General features: G+C 66.9%; 15 protein-coding genes and 1 pseudogene. 11 read left to right on the top strand and 5 right to left on the bottom strand.

The genetic code is table 11. From position 1 onward, the window contains the following. The first annotated feature begins 60 nt into the window (after window positions 1-60). Genes FU260_RS03670 through FU260_RS03685 form a run of 4 tightly spaced genes read left to right on the top strand, consistent with a single transcriptional unit; the run spans window position 61 to window position 4,377 of the window. Window positions 61-999, top strand: coding sequence for an ABC transporter ATP-binding protein (locus FU260_RS03670; RefSeq protein ID WP_187368408.1), 939 nt, complete (start codon window positions 61-63; stop codon window positions 997-999). Beyond that, entirely contained in the window at window positions 996-2,612 is a 1,617-nt protein-coding gene (locus tag FU260_RS03675; protein ID WP_147915832.1) for an ABC transporter permease, read from the top strand. The genes FU260_RS03670 and FU260_RS03675 overlap by 4 nt, the downstream gene beginning before the upstream one ends. Continuing rightward, entirely contained in the window at window positions 2,609-3,133 is a 525-nt protein-coding gene (locus FU260_RS03680; protein ID WP_147915833.1) for a GbsR/MarR family transcriptional regulator, read from the top strand. Before FU260_RS03675 ends, FU260_RS03680 begins: the two co-directional genes overlap by 4 nt. Beyond that, window positions 3,133-4,377, top strand: coding sequence for a glycosyltransferase (locus FU260_RS03685; protein ID WP_147915834.1), 1,245 nt, complete (start codon window positions 3,133-3,135; stop codon window positions 4,375-4,377). Before FU260_RS03680 ends, FU260_RS03685 begins: the two co-directional genes overlap by 1 nt. Window positions 4,378-4,458: 81 nt before the next feature. On the opposite strand, the gene FU260_RS03690 is transcribed toward FU260_RS03685, so the two are convergent. Continuing rightward, window positions 4,459-5,112: an NADPH-dependent F420 reductase gene (locus tag FU260_RS03690; protein ID WP_147915835.1), complete on the bottom strand. Its 654-nt coding sequence runs from the start codon at window positions 5,110-5,112 to the stop codon at window positions 4,459-4,461. A gap of 90 nt (window positions 5,113-5,202) precedes the next feature. On the opposite strand from FU260_RS03690, the gene FU260_RS03695 reads away from it, so the two are divergent. The 4 genes from FU260_RS03695 to FU260_RS03710 all read left to right on the top strand — a co-directional run bounded on the left by FU260_RS03695 (window position 5,203) and on the right by FU260_RS03710 (window position 7,909). Beyond that, the gene (locus FU260_RS03695; RefSeq protein ID WP_147915836.1) at window positions 5,203-5,556 is read left to right on the top strand and encodes a winged helix-turn-helix transcriptional regulator; all 354 of its coding nucleotides are present in this window, start codon (window positions 5,203-5,205) and stop codon (window positions 5,554-5,556) included. A gap of 58 nt (window positions 5,557-5,614) precedes the next feature. After that, window positions 5,615-6,205, top strand: a complete 591-nt coding sequence (locus FU260_RS03700; RefSeq protein ID WP_147915837.1) for a TIGR03086 family metal-binding protein — start codon at window positions 5,615-5,617, stop codon at window positions 6,203-6,205. A 92-nt stretch (window positions 6,206-6,297) separates the two neighbouring features. Continuing rightward, on the top strand, window positions 6,298-7,104 hold the full coding sequence (locus FU260_RS03705; RefSeq protein WP_147915838.1) for an aminoglycoside adenylyltransferase domain-containing protein: 807 nt from the start codon (window positions 6,298-6,300) through the stop codon (window positions 7,102-7,104). 49 nt (window positions 7,105-7,153) lie between these two features. After that, complete coding sequence (locus FU260_RS03710; protein ID WP_210418197.1) at window positions 7,154-7,909, top strand: phosphotransferase family protein; 756 nt, start codon at window positions 7,154-7,156, stop codon at window positions 7,907-7,909. Between the two features lie 748 nt (window positions 7,910-8,657). Here FU260_RS03710 and FU260_RS03715 read toward each other — a convergent pair. From FU260_RS03715 to FU260_RS24545, 3 genes are all read right to left on the bottom strand, one after another. Beyond that, window positions 8,658-9,032 (bottom strand): hypothetical protein, encoded by a 375-nt coding sequence (locus FU260_RS03715; RefSeq protein WP_147915839.1) that lies wholly within the window; start codon window positions 9,030-9,032, stop codon window positions 8,658-8,660. 291 nt (window positions 9,033-9,323) lie between these two features. After that, entirely contained in the window at window positions 9,324-10,085 is a 762-nt protein-coding gene (gene lepB, locus FU260_RS03720; protein WP_147915840.1) for a signal peptidase I, read from the bottom strand. Between the two features lie 124 nt (window positions 10,086-10,209). Then, window positions 10,210-10,614 (bottom strand): AMIN-like domain-containing (lipo)protein, encoded by a 405-nt coding sequence (locus FU260_RS24545; protein ID WP_425328561.1) that lies wholly within the window; start codon window positions 10,612-10,614, stop codon window positions 10,210-10,212. Between the two features lie 30 nt (window positions 10,615-10,644). Here FU260_RS24545 and FU260_RS03730 point away from each other — a divergent pair, with 30 nt between their 5' ends. The 3 genes and pseudogenes from FU260_RS03730 (at window position 10,645) to FU260_RS03740 (ending at window position 14,782) form a co-directional block, all read left to right on the top strand. Next, complete coding sequence (locus FU260_RS03730; RefSeq protein ID WP_147915842.1) at window positions 10,645-11,433, top strand: hypothetical protein; 789 nt, start codon at window positions 10,645-10,647, stop codon at window positions 11,431-11,433. Window positions 11,434-11,755: 322 nt separating this feature from the next. After that, window positions 11,756-12,598: pseudogene (locus FU260_RS24685) on the top strand (recombinase family protein). A gap of 1,098 nt (window positions 12,599-13,696) precedes the next feature. Beyond that, window positions 13,697-14,782 carry a Fic family protein gene (locus FU260_RS03740; protein ID WP_210418198.1) on the top strand — a complete coding sequence of 362 codons (1,086 nt, stop codon included), beginning with the start codon at window positions 13,697-13,699 and terminating at the stop codon, window positions 14,780-14,782. Window positions 14,783-15,138: 356 nt separating this feature from the next. Here the strand turns inward: FU260_RS03740 and FU260_RS03745 are convergent, their stop codons facing one another. Then, a complete protein-coding gene (locus FU260_RS03745; RefSeq protein WP_147915844.1) occupies window positions 15,139-16,050 on the bottom strand; it encodes a DUF2971 domain-containing protein in 912 nt (303 codons plus the stop codon). Window positions 16,051-16,267: the final 217 nt, after the last annotated feature.

The raw sequence follows: 16,267 nt of genomic DNA on the forward strand, positions 1-16,267 counted from the left end.
GCGCAGGACCGCTCGCTACACATAATTCACAAACTAGTGAAATCAGTGTAAGTTGACCCTATGACAGCAGTGCTAGAGGCCGTGGGCCTGCGCAAGACCTTCGGGTCGTTCTCGGCGCTCGACGGACTCGATCTGCAGGCGGACCAGGGCGAGGTCCACGGCTTCCTGGGCCCGAACGGAGCAGGGAAGTCGACGACCATCCGGGTGCTGTTCGGCCTGTACCGGCCCTGTGGCGGTGAGGTGCGGCTGTTCGGGCAGAACCCCTGGGATCGGCCGGACCAGCTCCACCGGCGGCTGGCGTACGTGCCCGGTGATGTCAATCTGTGGCCCTCGCTCACCGGTGGTGAGGCCATCGATCTGCTCATCGGGCTACGAGGTGGTGCTCCGGCATCCTCCGATCGTGCTCGTCTGATCGAGGCGTTCGAGTTCGATCCGACCAAGCGCATCCGCACCTACTCCAAGGGCAACCGGCAGAAGGTCGCGCTGATCGCGGCGTTTGCGCTGCCGGCCGAGCTGTACATCTTCGACGAACCGACCTCCGGCTTGGACCCGTTGATGGCGCAGCGCTTCCAGGATGAAGTAGCGCGGGTGGCTTCCGGCGGGGCCTCGGTGCTGTTGTCCAGCCATATCCTGGCCGAGGTCGAAGAGGTCGCCGATCGGATCTCGATCATCCGCCAGGGGCGCCGCGTGGAAACCGGCACGTTGGCGCAGCTACGCCACCTGACCCGCACGACGTACACGATCCCGGTGCGGCTGCCACCAGGCGATGCCGATCGGCTGGCGCGAGTTGCGCATGACATCACCGCGGGGGACGGGCGGACCACCTTCACGGTCGAGCCGGAGGACACGTCGAAGGTTCTTGCGGTGCTGGCCAAGGCCGAGGTACCCGGGGTGACCGCGCACCCGCCGTCTCTGGAGGAGCTGTTCCTGCGTCACTACGGTGACGAGCAGCCTGTCGCGCACCCGCCGGCTCCGAACGTCGATGCGGCCCGACGGTGACCGGATCGTTGCTGCTGACCAGGGTGGCGCTTCGGCGCGACAGCGGGCAGCTGCTGGTGTGGACGATCGGCCTGCTGGCGTTCGCCGCGGTGTGCGCAGTGCACGTGGGCAGCGGGTTCGGTGCGCAGGCGCAGCGCGTGGCCTCGCTGGAGATCGCCCTGGACAGCCCGGCACTGCTGGTCGGCCGCGGGCTGCCGATGGGGACGTCCGAAGGTGCTTTCCTGTTCTATACCTACGGCGTGGTGCTGGCGACGTGCTTCGCACTCTTCGCGACGCTGTTCGCGGTCCGCCATGGCCGAGCTGAGGAGGACGACGGCACCCGAGAGCTGGTGCGCGCCGCTGCCACGGGCCGGCTGTCCAGCCTGACCGCCGCCTTCGTCGCCGGGGCGCTGGCGACGGCGGTTCTGGCCCTGGCGATGGTCCTCGGCCTGGTCCTCGGTGGGGCAGATCCGGGTGGGTCGGTGTGGGCGGCGCTGATCTGCTTGTTCGTCGGGGTGCTGTTCCTGGTGGTCGGCACGCTGCTCGGCCAGCTGGCACCCTCCGCTCGGGCGGCCACCGGTCTGGGCGCGGCCACGATCCTGGCGTTCTTCGCCGTCCGGGTCGTCGCCGATCTGCAGGCGGAGATCGACCCGCAGACCCTGATCGGCACGCCGGTCTTCCTCAGCTGGATCTCGCCGTTCAGTCTGGCCGGGGTCGCAGCCCCCTACGGGGACGTGAACCCGTGGCCGTTCGTCGTCCTTGCGGCCGCTGCCGCACTGGGCGCCGGTAGCGCCGCTGTCCTCGAACAACGGCGGGAGTTCGGCGCATCGCTGCTCCCCCCGCGCCCCGGCCCGGCGCACGCTCCCGCCACGCTGCGGTCTGGCTTCCGGCTCACGCTCCGGCTGCAGCGCGGCACGCTGCTGGCGATGATGGGCGCAGGCGCGGGGGTCGGTGCGTTCGCCGCGGTCCTCGCCGGCCTCGCCCTGACCGGCGACGGACAGAATGCGGCAGTCGGGGAGACCATCCGCCAGCTGGTGGGTGGCGACGGCCGGCTCTACGACCTCCTGCTCAGTTACGTGATGGTCCTGGTCGGCGAGTGCGCAGCGATCGCGGGCGTGCTGGTCGTCCTGCGCGCCAGGCGTGAGGAAGTGGCCGGCAACGTCGAGATGGTCCGTGGCGCCGCCACCGGTCCCGGCCGGTGGTTCGGCGCCGTGCTGGCCGTCGGCGGTGTCTCGATCGTGGCGGTGCTGGCCAGCGCCTGGGTCGGTGCCGCGGCGGTCTATCTCGCCCAGGGGATGAGCGCCAGCGCCATCTGGCAGGTGCTCGGCGCGACTGTCGCGCAGGTGCCGGCCACCGCCCTCTACCTCGGGATCATCGCGCTTGTTTTCGCGCTGCTGCCCCGCCTGACCGGTGCCCTGGCCTGGACTATTCTCGCCGTGGGCGTTGTGCTGGCCGAGCTCGGCGGACGCCTCGGCCTGCCCGACTGGGCGATCGCGATCTCTCCGTTCATGCACACCCCGCTCGTCACCACGGCGCACCCGGACTGGAGTGGTGCGGTCTGGATGAGCACGGCAGCCGTAGCCACGACAGCGCTTGGCGTGGCGTTCTACCGCAGAAGGGATCTGCAGCCATGACAGTTCCACGGGACCGCGAGGCGGGGAATGAGCCTGCGAGCGAGCCGCTGGTCGATCACCCCACCCGGCACTATGCCGAGGGGCTGGCCGCCTTGCTCGACGCCGCCGGCTTCCCCCGCATGCCTGCGCGCACTCTGATGGCCCTGCTGACCAGCCCCGAGGGTGAGCTCACCGCGGAACAGATCAGTCAGGCGCTCGACGTCAGCCCTGCTGCAGTCTCCGGAGCGATCCGCTATCTGCAGTCCGTGCACGTGATCCGGGTGGGATCACTGCCGAGGACGCGCCGCCGGATCTACGGTCTCGCACCGCACTGGTACACCATCACCCTCACCAGGCGGACCCTGTACGCAGAGCTCTCTGATGCTGCGGAGCAGCGGCCGCCGGCGATCGGCCCGGAAACCGCCGCGGGCCACCGCGTGCAGGAGATGGCCGACTTCTACCGGTTCCTCAGCCAGAAGTTCCCCGAGATCCTGCACGAGTGGGAGACCCTGCGAGCCCACCGTGCGGATGGAGGCAGTTGATGCGCATCGCGATCATCACCATCGGCTCCACCGGTGACGTGCTGCCCTATACCGGGTTGGCGGCCAGGCTGCAGTCGGACGGCCACGAGGTGGCGATCGCGACCCATGCGCCCTTCGAGGACCTGGTGCGATCCCGGGGCATCGATTTCCGGCCGCTGCCGATGAACATGCAGGCCGAGCTGGGCTCGGCGCGCGGACAGCGTGCGCTGCGCACCTCAGCGGCCGGGTCGACCGGGAGCATCGCGCTCTACGTCCGCCACTGGCGGGAGATGGGCGAGGCGATCGTCAAGGCAGCGACCGGTGCGGACCTCCTGCTGGTCTCCACCCTGGGCTGGCAGGGCATCCATGTGGCCGAAGGCCTGAAGATCCCGAGCATGGGGGTCTACCTGCAGCCGATGGACCCGACGGCGGCTTTCCCGCCCTGGATGCTCACCCAGCGCTCGCTCGGACGATGGGGCAACCGGGTGGCGGCTCGTACGGTGCGGAACCTGGGCCAGCTGCCGTTCCGCTCGGCCACACGTGAGCTGCGCGGTGAGCTTGGCCTGCAGCCGGTGGGGATCCGGGAGCACTTCGCGAAGTTGGAAGCCCAACGCTGGCCCGCCGTCTACGGCTACAGCCCCTCGGTGCTGCCGGTGCCGGCCGACTGGCCGGCCTGGCGCCCGGTGGTCGGGTTCTGGTGGCCGGTCGGTGAACCGGACTGGCAGCCGCCGGCAGAGCTGACCGAGTTCCTAGCCGCGGGAGAACCGCCCGTGCTGGTGACGCTGGGGAGCATGACCCCGGCTGATTCCGAGGCGAGCGTCATCAGCATCCAGCAGGCGCTCGCGGCCACTGGCCGGCGCGCGATCGTGCAGTCTGGCTGGGCGGCCCTGGGAGTGGAAGCTGATGAACGCCTGCTGGTGGTGGGCGCCGTCCCGCACGACTGGCTTTTTCCCCAGGTCGCGGCGGTGGTGCACCACGCCGGTGCCGGCACCACTGCGGCGGGGCTGCGCGCCGGGCTGCCGACTATCCCGCTTCCACTCGCTGCCGATCAGCCGCTGTGGGCGCGGCGCCTGGTCGAGATCGGCGCCGCGCCCACGGCCATTCCACTGCCCGGCCTTGACTCCGAGAGGCTCGCCCATGCGATCAACCGGGCGACGACCGAACCCCGGTTTCGACGGCGTGCCCGGGAGCTCGCGAATCAGCTCGCTGCTGAGGATGGGGCCGGTGTGGTGGCTGAGGCGATTGCCTCCGGCCGGTACTGGTGACCGGTGGCCTGGGGAGCGTGCTCCCTGGCTTCGCCAGCCGATTGCCGACGGCGGAGCACGCCGTGGTCACGGCGCCTCACCTCAGGAGGCCTCGTCCAGCCTGGCGGGATCGACGTCCGGGACTGCTCGGCGCGGGTTGCCTCCGGCGGCGGCAACTCGCGTGATGAAGCCGGCCGCCTCCTCGGCTTGGCGGGCTGCGCCGAGGCCCCCGATCACGAGTGGCTGCGCCCCGAGCGCAGCCACCAGCGTGCTGGCCTGCTCGAGGGCGGCGGCGTCGTCACCGCAGAGGGCGACGACGGGCGATTCGTCCCGATCGCCGGTAAACGGCCACGTGGTGCCGGCGAACAGATGCAGCGCTTTGACCACCTGCGCCCCGGGCGCAGCGGCTGCCACGACCTCGGCGGCGGAGCCGGTGGCCGGCAGAAGGTCGCCGGTAGTGAAGTCGACGGCGTTGGTGCAGTCGATCACTGTCCTGCCTGCCAGTGCGCCGCTTGGCCCGTCGAGGAGCGAGAGTGCTGGCTGCAGTCCCTCCCATCTGATCGCTACGACGATGACGTCGACGTTCGCCGCCAGTGACTGGGCGTTTGTCGCGATCGCGCCGGCAGCGATCTGTCCCGCAGCGCGGGTCGCGCTGTGCCGATCGCGTCCGGTGACCACGATCCGATGCCCAGCGCTGGCCCAGGCCGTGCCGAGCGCGATCGCCATGTTTCCGGTTCCGAGCAGTCCGATTCTCATTCGCTTCTCCTTGGTGAGCTGGTCTGTCCCACCGACGCTAGAGCGCACCTTCCTACCGCTTGGTCGGAAGAATGCTGAGAGGCTCAGGACGTGATCGATCGAGGCTGCGAGCCATTCATCGCCGACTGCCACGTCCGCGCCGCCGTCGAGCTCATCAGCCACACCTGGGATCCGGTGGTGATCTCGGCCCTGCGCCTCGGCCCGACCCGTCGAGCTGTGCTGCTGAAGCGGATCGCTGGTGTCAGCGACAAAGTGCTGACCGAGTCGCTACGCCGCTTGTGCCAGCGCGGGCTGGTAGGGAAAGTGGCGGGCCCCGCCGGCCGTGCTGCGGTGGTCTACGAGCTCACCGACCTGGGCTCATCGCTCGCTCATGGGCCGGTGTCGCACCTCGCGCAGTGGGCGGCTGAGCACCGGGCCGAACTCGCGGCGGTGCCCACAGACTGAGTGTCAGTGCCTGCCAGCATCCTGGGTCGGAACGTCTATCCCATTTCAGGAGGTTCTGATGGCAGTAGTTGATGCCACGGTTGATCCGCGTCCGCAGCTCGCTCGAGCGCTCGACCAGGTCGAGCACCAGATCGCAGAACTGCGGCCACACGACTTCGGTAGATCGACGCCGTGTGCCGAGTACGACGCGCGGACCCTGCTCGCCCACCTCGTTGCCGTCCTTCGCAAGTTGGAAGTCGTCAGGCACGGTGGCGATATGACCCAGGTGAACGACCCGGCGACCGACCTCCACGGGGATGAGGACGCGGCCTTTCGCCACGCTCGGACCGCCTTCGAACGCGCCTGGGAAGCCGATTCGGCCCTCGGTCCTGACTACACCCTGGCCTGGGGCACGATGCCCGGCCGCGCGCTGCTCGACGCGTACACCCACGAGTTCACCGTCCACGCGTGGGATCTGTCCCAAGTCACCGGCCGGGGTGATGACCTCGACCCTGTCCTGGCGCACGCAGCACTCGACTGGTTCTCGCGCAATGTGCCCGCGGAGGATCGCAGCGAGGATGGTCCGTTCGCGCCGGTGGTGGCCATCGCGAACGACGCGGGCCCCTACGCTCGGCTCGCCGCCTTTGTCGGCCGCCAGGCAGCGCTCTGATAGGGACGGCCTGGACGCCGGCGCCAGGGATCCCGTCGTCGGCGGCTGGATTCAGATCGTGGATTGCCCGAGGCGACTCCTACCATCAGTGCATGGCCGCGTCCGACGTCATCACGCCATACGCCGATCTCAATGAGGTCCTCACAGAACTGCTGGGGTACTGGCGGCGCATCCTCGGCGAGAACCTGGCCGGCGCCTACGTCCAGGGATCGTTCGCGCTCGGCGCCGGAGACCTTCACAGTGACTGTGACTGGCTCGTCACCACCAACGAGGCGTTGACCGAGCCGCAAATCGCGCAGCTACGGGAGCTCCATGACGAGATCCCCACGCGCGAGGGGCGCTGGTGGCAGGACCTGGAGGGATCCTACGGGCCGGTCGAGGAGGTCGCGTCGGTCGATCACCTCGGCGGGAAGTGGCTCTTCAACGACCACGGGCATCGCACCCTGGAGTGGGACGATCACTGCAACCGGGCCTACACCCGCTGGATCCTGCGCGAACACGGCATCACGCTCGCCGGGCCCACACCGCGCTCGTTCATGTCCACCGTCCCCGCCGACCTGCTACGTCGCGAGGCGGCCGCGTCGCTACCGACGCTCGTCGATGACCTTTCGACCTGGGTCGACATCGACGCCCTCGCTTGGGGGCAGCGCTATGCAGTCGTCACGACCTGCCGGGTTCTCTACACGCTCAAGACGGCCGAGGTCGCGAGCAAGTCGGGAGCGCTGGAGTGGGCACTGCGCACCCTCGACCCTTCGTGGCGACCGCTCCTGGGACAGGTCCGAGATGAGCGCGGCCTCGGCTGGGACCCCAGCCATCCGCCGCGGCCCGGGGAGGCCGATGCTGCTCGTGGGTTCGTCGCGGATGCGCTCACTTGGGCCGCTCAGACTGGCGTTCTTTAGCAGAGCCGCTTCGGATTTTCCGGTGACAGTGGCGGTCGAGGTCGTCAGGATGACCGGCATGAAGGACGTTGAAGTTGTCGTCGCACATAGTGGGCGCGCGACATTGCGCGTCGGCGACGTGTTTTTGAAGGTCGACGGAGATCCGGCAAACGCTGACATCGAGGTGCAGGCGATCGGCTTGGCACCCGTCCCGACCCCCACGGTCCTCTGGCGGGAGGATCCAGTCCTCGCGATCGCCGCCGTGCCCGGACGGGCGCTGGGAGCACTCGGTGAGCCCTCGACTGCCTCGCCAGCAGCATGGGCCGCCGCAGGAGCCGCCATCCGGACACTGCACGATGCCCCACTGCCGCCGTGGCCGGGGCCCGATCTCAGCGATATCAGGTCAAAGCTCGATCGTGAGTGCGAGTGGCTCCTTGCCAACGCTGTTCTACCGGCCGATGTCATCCGCCTGAACCGCGATATCGCGGACGCCGCGCTGCGCCCCTACGCGCCGGCGTTCATTCACGGCGACCTGCAGATCGCGCACGTGTTCGTCGAGCATGACGAAGTAGTCGGCATCATCGATTGGTCCGGAGCGTCCCGGGGCGATGCCATGTTCGACGTGGCGACCGTGACCCTCGGCCACGAGGAACATCTCGACGACCTCCTCGTCGGCTATGGCGAAGGTGCCGACCGAGAGGTGATCCGTGCCTGGTGGTCGCTGCGCAGCCTCAACATCTCGCGCTGGCTGATCGAGCACGGCTTCGATCCGAACGTGCGAGGGTGCGAGTTCGACGTCCTCAGAGCACGGGCGCAGGAACGGTAGCGAGCCTGTCCCGGACCGCATCGTCTCGATCGGTGTGCCGGAGGCCGTGGAAGCGGCTCGTAGCCTTTCCCGCGCATAAGTCGAGGCACGATGTTGGTCGTCCTACAGCCGCGCTCCCTGCCCACGAGTTGACCACGAAGAAACCCCGGAATCTCGCCAAAACTACTCATTATGGCGAGATTTCGGGGCGCTGGCGGAGGATGGGGGAGTAGAACCGAAAGGCCTGTGACCTGGGCTTTTGCGTCCCACTTGAGCGCTGTGTCAGCAGTGTGTCAGGTTGACGGTGCTGTCCGCGGCCGGGCATCTGGCAACGCGGGCTCGGTCGAGCTTGCCATCACCACTTCCGTCCGCCGGTGCTCTGACATTGTTCATTTCGTTAGTGCGTGAGTTTCAGGCCCCGGAACGCATCGAGGGCGTTTGCTGCTCGTCGGGAATCGCGGGGCAGAGGTCCGTGTGGTGCCGTTGACCGCGACGGTCGCTGAACGCAGAGCACGTAGCTGGCGGGTGATGCTGCGGATGCTCAGCCCGGTGCGGTCCTGGGATTCGCGGAAGAGTGCCGGTGCGGTGAAGGCGATGGTCAGGTGGCCGGCGACCCGGCGCTGTTGCGGGTCCAGGTCGAAACAACGGGCGCTTCTCCGGCCGAGGCTCAGGTTCCCGACGGCGTACGAGAACCGGGCCCGCACCCGCAACATCCACCGTCCCACCTACCCACGCGATCTCTCAGCTAAGCCAAATGGTCCAACTCAGGTCATCTGGTCGTTAACACCACGATAAGAATTATCGCCAGGGAGTAAACCACAAAGCACGTAACGTGCCAGCGCATCCTTGTGATGGCAGCGGTGATCGCCATGGCCGCAATCGTAACCAGCCCCACCAGGACAAGACCGCCGCGAATCGAGTACCACCTATCGGCTAAGAAGCAGTTCTCCACGGCGGGCGTCACCGGCGCACAGAGTTCGGGCCCGGCGTAGACCCACACGAGCTGAACTGCGACGCAGAGCACCGCGACCACCAGAGTCAGTGCCAGCCACAGCAGCGGAACTGGCCTCACAGGCCAGTTCCGCTGCTGGCGGGAAGATCTGCCGTTCACTTGGCCCTCTCGACATCTGGCGGCCTTCGCCACGATGCTCGCTACCTCAAGGGATGCTAACTGCTGCCGCCGTCACGCCAATCCAGATGACAACCCGTAGTCGATCATCGTGGTCCTATCCGCCAGGTAGGCGTTGGTTTGCCAGACGTCCAAGTTGATCCCCAAACCGTAGCAGCGCGCGAAGCGAAGTGGTCGCAGGGCATGGCCCGACCTCGACTTCCGACTGCTTTACCTCACGCCGACCCACTGCCTCGATTTGATACAGGCAATCGGGGCCATGGTGCTCTGGTTCTGCAGTTGCAGACGGGTGGGGCGGACTGGGTCTCACGAGTCGGGTACGTCGGTGAACGTGTCGGTGGGGTTGCTCAACCATTCGATGCGATCCAGCGGCCAGGTGATGACAAATGCTCTGCCCACCACATTACGTACGGGCACGAACCCTCCGCCCACGGCATCGGGGTGTGCACGTGAGTCGCCTGAACGGGGTCGGTTGTCGCCGAGCACGAACAGGTGGTCCTCCGGGACCATCACGTCAAAGGTCCGCTCGCTCGGCTCCGCGCCGGGCACCACGTACGGCTCGGTAATCGGTTCGCCGTTCACCGCGATCAGACCCTCGTCGGTGCAACAGGTCACGTGGTCGCCGCCGGTGCCGACCACCCGCTTGATCACGTGCTCGTCGGCATGCTCGGGCAGCAGCCCGATCCAGGTGAGCACCTGCTCGGCAGCGTTCAGCTCGTGCGGTTCGGTGTCCAACCAGCCGCCGGGGTCGAGGAAGACCACCACGTCACCGCGTTCCAGGTCCATCACCTGCGGGGCGAGCTTGTTCACCACCAGCCGGTCCCCGACCATCAGCGTCGGCTCCATCGACACGCTCGGGATGAAGAACGCCTGCGCCAGGAACGTCTTGATGACCAGAGACAGGATCAGCGCCGAGACCACCACGATCGCCGACTCACGCAGGAACGCCCGCACCGGATGACGGCGCTTGCCGTCCTTGCTGTCGTGATGCGCCGCATCGGCACCGCCGTCGTCGGCCGTGGGGTTGTCGTGCGGCCGTCGCCCCTCCCCGTGGTGATCGCCCGTCATCCCCGAATACCGTTCATTTGGCCGCCCGTTAACCCCGTTGTGATTACTTACCAGCTGCGAGACCTTCACCCGCGTCGACGACTGGGGCAGTGGTTCCCGCTCGCGCGCAGGAGAACTTCAGCCGCTAGGCGTCAGTCCGCCGCACATCTATCATGACCCGGTACGGGTCGTTCGTACTGGACAGACGATATTCCGTCTCGCCGCTGTTCAGACCGAGGTGCAGGTTCCCGCCCCCTTCGAAGCCGGTGTGCACGACGGCCTGCACGAGTCCATCCTCCAGGATGGTGACCGCTTTCAGCGGGCCCTCGAGACGTGGTGACATTCCGGGAATGCTGATTGAAAGCACGAACCCCCCCTCCATGGGTATGGGTCTGCCCGACCCCTCCGCGACCCGGACCGCGGCATGACGGATGCAGAAGCGAGCGAGTGCCGTCTCGAGCGCCTCGAGCCTGCCGCGGTCTGCCGTGGCGAAAGCGGTGGGTGATCGTAGCGGCCTTCGAGGACGCTGGCGAGGCCTCCTCACGAACATGTTCCGTTCGGGCCCCGCTATTATGCTGGCGTGCGTTTGCTCGCGCGCTACGTTGCCTGCGCACTCGCCGCCGTAGGAGCGGTCGCACTCGCCGGCTGCTCCTCGCCCGCGTCCCTGGGCGAGGAGTACGCGAGGAACTCCATCGACAACCTGCTGGCACCGACGGTCTTCCACTCGCACGCTTACGACATTGTGCCGTTCGCTGAGCACGTCCAAGCGGCTACCGAGGACAGCGGGATCGTCATGCTCGGCGTTGACGAGGCGGATGACGCCGACAGCGAGGCGGCCGACGAGGCGATCGGCTGGATCACCTTGGGTCTCATCGCGCCCGACACACGAGCACCGCAAGGGTACTGGGACTCACCGTCCGAGCAGGACCCGGGTCCCTACTGCTTCCGGGTCGGCTTCAACCATTGGGGTGTGGATGACGTCCGCGGCGTGGATTGTCCCGACGAACTCGTGGCTGTACCCGCGCCGCCGTCTCAGCGTCCCCGTGTCGCAGTTAACGCCGAGGAGGCTGTGCGGTCGGTCCTGACGGCCCTGCCCGACGACCTGCGGCCAGAGGCGGACGTCGTCGCGGCGGTGACGGTGCTTCTGGAGCCGCACCCGAACGGCGTCACGCCGCTCGCAGAGGTCACGGCGAGTATTGAGGGTCGGGTGGTCGCGGTTGCCACGGGCGACGATGATGACTGCGTCCTCGTGCTCCGCACTGGGACCGGCGAGGTAGATGACGTGCACGTTCCGTCGATCTACCTGAATCGCGGAGAGCTCGGCTGCAGGGCCAGCACCGCGTTCGCAGATCTGCGGCCGCCGCACTGACCGCCTCCTCGGCACCTCCGAGAGCTTGTCGCGAAGGCAGCAGGGAGTCAGGACGCCGGCCCGCCATTCACTGGCAGTGGAACTCGCGGCCGGCTTCCGCAGCAACAGTGCGCCGGCCGAAAGAGCCCAGACGAGGGGTATCTCGTAAATCTACAGTTCTATGGGACAGTCGCCGGGCGGTCGCGCTCATGCGCGTCCGCAGTGCAGTCCTGTACGCGCTGGTCTCTTGTGAACTCATCTCGCAGTGAAGTGCCTCATGATGATGAGTTCGAGGGGTTTGAGAGGCGAACTGGTCGGCATGAGGCATCTCGGCTGCACCCGCGTGAGCACGGCCACGCAGGACGCGCAGCTCCAGGTCGATACGCTCCTGGCTGCCGGGGTGCAGCAGCGGGACGTGTTCTCCGATGTCACCTCCGGCCGCAGGACCACGGCGAGCGGCCGGGGATGAAGCGCCTGATCGAGTACGGCCCAGGATGGTGACACGATCGTGGTCTGGCGCATCGACCGGTTGGGCCGGTCCCTGATCGATGTCCTGAACGCCGTCAACTTGCTGCGTGAGAAGGGGGTGAAGATCCGGTCGGTCTCGGACGGCATCGACCTGGAGACCTCGGTGGGCAGGATGATGCTGGGGATGTTGGCCACCTTGGCCGAGTACGAGCGCGAACTCATCACCGCACGGGTCAATGTCGGTATCGACGCAGCGAAGCAGAACGGCACTCGATTCGGGCGGCCGCCGGTAGACCCGGACGCGATCGCCGAGAAGCTCGCGATCGCCCAAGACGCCCGCGCGAAGGGCCGTACCGCTGAAGAAGCCGCCCGGCTGGTCACGCGCCACGCTCTCGCCCTTAGCACGCCGCCCGCGCGCGCGAAGCCGTTTCCCAGCAGGTGTGAGATGGACGGGCTGGAGCGGTGGCGCATCCTCCGGCTGCACGTCGAGGACGGCATCGCGCTGACGGCCCTGGCACGGGAGACCGGTACCGCCGTGCGTACCCTGCAACGCTGGAACCGTCGCTACCAACACCGCGCCACGGCGAACCGGACACGGACCGTGTTCGACACCCCCGGAGATCGATGTCTCCGAGATTCGCGTCTACGACCACGACAACTTCGCCTCACCGACGACGTCATCGAAGCAGCCGCCAGCATCCTCGTAATCGGAAACTAGCGCTACCAAGCGATCACGGAAGACCGCCCACCAAGCGATGGAGTCCACAGCCAACGGGGATTCTGAACAACCCGAGGCCGATGGGGCAGCGGACTGCTACCTCGTCCCTGGCAGTCGCTTAGGCTTGCTGCGGCTTACTGCCGCACCGTGTCTGTGAGGGGGTCGCGTGGCCTCGTCGCGAGTGAGCATCTCGGCGACTACGTCCTGCCACTGCGGCTCAGCTAGTTCACCGTCGCGCAGTCGTCGGGACAGTTCGCGTAGGACCTTGCGGCAGGCCACCGGAGAGGCCAGCACCCGCGCAATAGTCTCGTCCCACGACAGCTCCGTGCGCTTCACCACGACTTCGCTCGCGATCGCCCCGTTGGTTGCTGCTCGCCGTTCCTCGTACGCCGCGCGCCGACAACGCTGCGAACACCACACTCGTGGCCGACCACGACCGCTGGTGCTTCTCGGAACATCACCGCCGCACCGCGGACACGTATTGCCGAGCAGCGTCGACTCGTGAGAGTCCGTGTCGCGGTGCTCGCTGGCGGCGATGCGTTGCCGCCGAGCGCGCTCCCGCGCCGCCGCTTTGCGTCGATTCGAAGCCATAGCCAACCTCCCGAACGATTACGTACGGACGAAAGTCCCAGCGTAGTGCAAGAGGTGTGCAGGCCTCGTCGTCTGTACAGCGGAACATGCATTGCCGTTGGGCGGGTGCCTGTACGGCAGTGCTTTCATGCGACGAAAGAAGCAAGAGGGGCAAGCGGAACCGTGGGGCCTCGGGTGTGCCGGTGACGTGGGCGTGTGATGGCACTGCTGGTTTGGTGGTGTCGGCAGGCTCGCCTTGCAGACGGGTCCCCATGCGGAGGTGTTCCGGCCGTTAGCGGATTGGGTCCAGCAACCTGAAACGCGCTCACGAGTTATTTCAGCTTGTGTCGTAGACTGAAACAACGCCGCGTCGTATTTCAGGAGGATCCGATGGGCTCTCGTACCCGCAGGGCAGAGTCCCGGGCTTGGCCTGCCCTGAGGTGGCAGACGCACAACTGGGAACCGAGCGGGAACGCCCTACTGTCCCGCCGAAAGCGGGAGGCTGCCACTGGGCGGTATAAGTCGGCGGTGGTGCCGAAGATCGCCAGCCAGCCAGTGCGTCTGCCCACGGGCCTCCTTGCCGAGGCCGAGGAAGCTGCCGTTGAGATCGCCCGCTTTGACGTCGAGGCATCGGCAGTTCTGGGGGACGGGGAGATCGCCCCTATCACCACGATGCTGATGCGTAGCGAGTCTTCAGCCTCCTCTCAGATCGAGAACCTCACCGTCGGTGCTCGCCAGTTGGCCCTGGCTGAACTGGGAGAGGAAGCCAGTGCCAACGCTCGGATGGTCGCCGGGAACGTGGCCGCGATGAGGGCAGCCGTGGAGTTGGCCGGTGAGATCTCCGCCGACACCATCGTGGGCATGCACGCGGCGCTGATGTCGGGTCAGCAAGGGGTGATACCTAGCCAGTGGCGTCAACAGCAAGTCTGGATCGGCGGGAGCGATGCTGGCCCGCACCAGGCCACGTTCGTACCGCCGCATCGTTCCCTCGTTCCGGCAGCTGTGGCCGACCTGGTGGAGTTCACTGCTCGCACCGACGTCCCCGTCATCTCGCATGCGGCGATCGCTCACGCTCAGTTCGAGACCATCCACCCCTTCACTGACGGCAATGGACGCACGGGCCGTGCGCTGGTGCACGCCATGGTGCAGCGTGCGGGACTGACCCGGAGGGTCACCGTGCCGATCTCTGCAGGGCTTCTGTCAGACACAGCGGCCTATGTGGACTGCCTGACCGCGTACCGCGACGGCGACCTGGCCCCGATCGTCGGTGCCATCACCGATGCCACGTTCCGGTCCCTGGGCAACGGACGCAAACTCCTCGCAGAGATCAGTGAGATCCACGCCCGGTGGAGTCAGCAGATCAACGCCCGTCGCGGCGTCGCCGTCTGGCGAACACTCGACCTGCTCATCGGGCAGCCGGTCGTGACCGTGCGCTACGTGGAGAGTGCGCTGGGCGTCGCCTTCAACACCGCTCAAGCCGCGATCGACCTCCTCGAAGAGGCCGGTATCGTGCATCAGGCAGTCGCCGGCCGACGCCGGAACCGCACATGGCACGCTCGGGAAGTCACGTCCGCCCTGGACTCCTTCGCCGAACGCGCCGGACGCAGGGGCTGAACCCGCCACGCCAAGACATGGACCCACCAACTGCCTACGCGGCGGTTGGACGCACCTTCTAAAGGCGTGGGTAACGTTGGTCTCCTCCGATTGCGTGCCATCAACGGCAGGATGGCGTCCGTGAGCGAAGGCAACCAATAGGGGCGATCCTGGCCCGAAGTGAGGCCGAGACCCGTCACTGTGGGTTGCCCTGGTGGAAGCCGGGTGAGCGCCTAACGTTCTGGAGGGCAGGTCCGCGAACTTCACGACACTACGCGAGTGGATCGGCCTCTCAGGGAGCCAAGAAGTCCTGAGGCGAGACGAGTTACCAGCATTGGGGCACAGCAGACCGGTAGACATAGCGCGCAGAATGGGTGTCAGCGCATAGCGAGCGGGCTGAAGTGAATGAGTGACTCCTCGCCCTGGCCGCGATCGGGTGAACGGTAGGGCATCCGTGCGCGATGGGGAGCGGCACCCGCCTGACGGAGGAGAACCTCAAGACCGGTCGCGCGTTCCAGCTGCCCGTCGGTAGGCCCGATCCAGACCGATTCGAGCCAGTCATCGACGTGGCTCCCCTTCTCAGCTCCCCCATAGGTCCAATCGTCTTCTGAGGTCGGCGGGGACCACATCTTGACTTCGAGGTACGGAACCGGGCCGTGCAGAGAGGGCCTGCATCTAAGTGACTGCTCTCGGTCGTAACCACAGAATGTGTGATGGGTGATCACGAGTCGCCATTCGTCTTCGTGACTCCACGGCGGGCTCTTGAGTGCTGCAGCCTGGTCTAGGATCTCGTTCGCGCTCCATCCTTCCGCGAACTGCGGGTCGTCGCTCTCCTCCTCAACGACCATGGCACTGGCCAGACGGTCGATGTTCGCGGCGGCGACCGAGTGGTCGTAGCTGACTCTACGCAGCGCGGGCCTACGATCGGCGACGCCGAGCACTGTGGCGTCCGTCAACTTCTCGGTTCTGATGCCAATCGCGTAGCCGCCGCCGGCCGCCGCCGCGTACGTCGACCACATGGGGATCATCGACGGCGACGTACAGAAGCAGCTAACAAAGACTCGGTCATCGTCCTTGTCTCGCAACTCCTCAAGCACTCGATGAGCCTTGTGTTCTTCAAGCACCTTTGTCAGGGCTCTTAGGCCGGGACCCAGCTCAAGCCGATCGTTCAACTGGGTGATCAACGTTGCACGAAGCGTGCCCGAGGTGAGAATGCCGATCAAGCCCTCGAGCGACGTGTAGTGATACAGCACGGACGGAGGCGCCTGGCTCGGCTCATCGTTGATCACCGTCAGATGTTCTCACTGCGAATCGACCTTGTCTGATGGATCCAGGCCGAAGTGGTGATCTGCTTGGTCCTGCCCTCCCTAATCCGTCATAGTGGGCGGTAGGCACCTGAGTTGGCTCACTCGGTTGATACGACGAATCGGCCAAGGGGCGAACCCCAATGGGGACGCTCGCGGCCGCGGGGTCGGGGCCGTCCGTCCGGATCTATCACGACGGATC

Origin of the sequence: Ruania zhangjianzhongii (assembly GCF_008000995.1) — a bacterium.
Taxonomy (GTDB): Bacteria; Actinomycetota; Actinomycetes; order Actinomycetales; family Beutenbergiaceae; genus Ruania; species Ruania zhangjianzhongii.

What these genes read in the sequence shown, in the direction of transcription:
- lepB (WP_147915840.1), bottom strand. Translation starts at nt 10,085, where the DNA reads ATGACGGGCGATCACCACGGGGAGGGGCGACGGCCGCACGACAACCCC.
- FU260_RS24545 (WP_425328561.1), bottom strand. Translation starts at nt 10,614, where the DNA reads ATGTTCGTGAGGAGGCCTCGCCAGCGTCCTCGAAGGCCGCTACGATCA.
- FU260_RS03685 (WP_147915834.1), top strand. Translation starts at nt 3,133, where the DNA reads ATGCGCATCGCGATCATCACCATCGGCTCCACCGGTGACGTGCTGCCC.
- FU260_RS03700 (WP_147915837.1), top strand. Translation starts at nt 5,615, where the DNA reads ATGGCAGTAGTTGATGCCACGGTTGATCCGCGTCCGCAGCTCGCTCGA.
- FU260_RS03710 (WP_210418197.1), top strand. Translation starts at nt 7,154, where the DNA reads ATGACCGGCATGAAGGACGTTGAAGTTGTCGTCGCACATAGTGGGCGC.
- FU260_RS03670 (WP_187368408.1), top strand. Translation starts at nt 61, where the DNA reads ATGACAGCAGTGCTAGAGGCCGTGGGCCTGCGCAAGACCTTCGGGTCG.
- FU260_RS03690 (WP_147915835.1), bottom strand. Translation starts at nt 5,112, where the DNA reads ATGAGAATCGGACTGCTCGGAACCGGAAACATGGCGATCGCGCTCGGC.
- FU260_RS03705 (WP_147915838.1), top strand. Translation starts at nt 6,298, where the DNA reads ATGGCCGCGTCCGACGTCATCACGCCATACGCCGATCTCAATGAGGTC.
- FU260_RS03680 (WP_147915833.1), top strand. Translation starts at nt 2,609, where the DNA reads ATGACAGTTCCACGGGACCGCGAGGCGGGGAATGAGCCTGCGAGCGAG.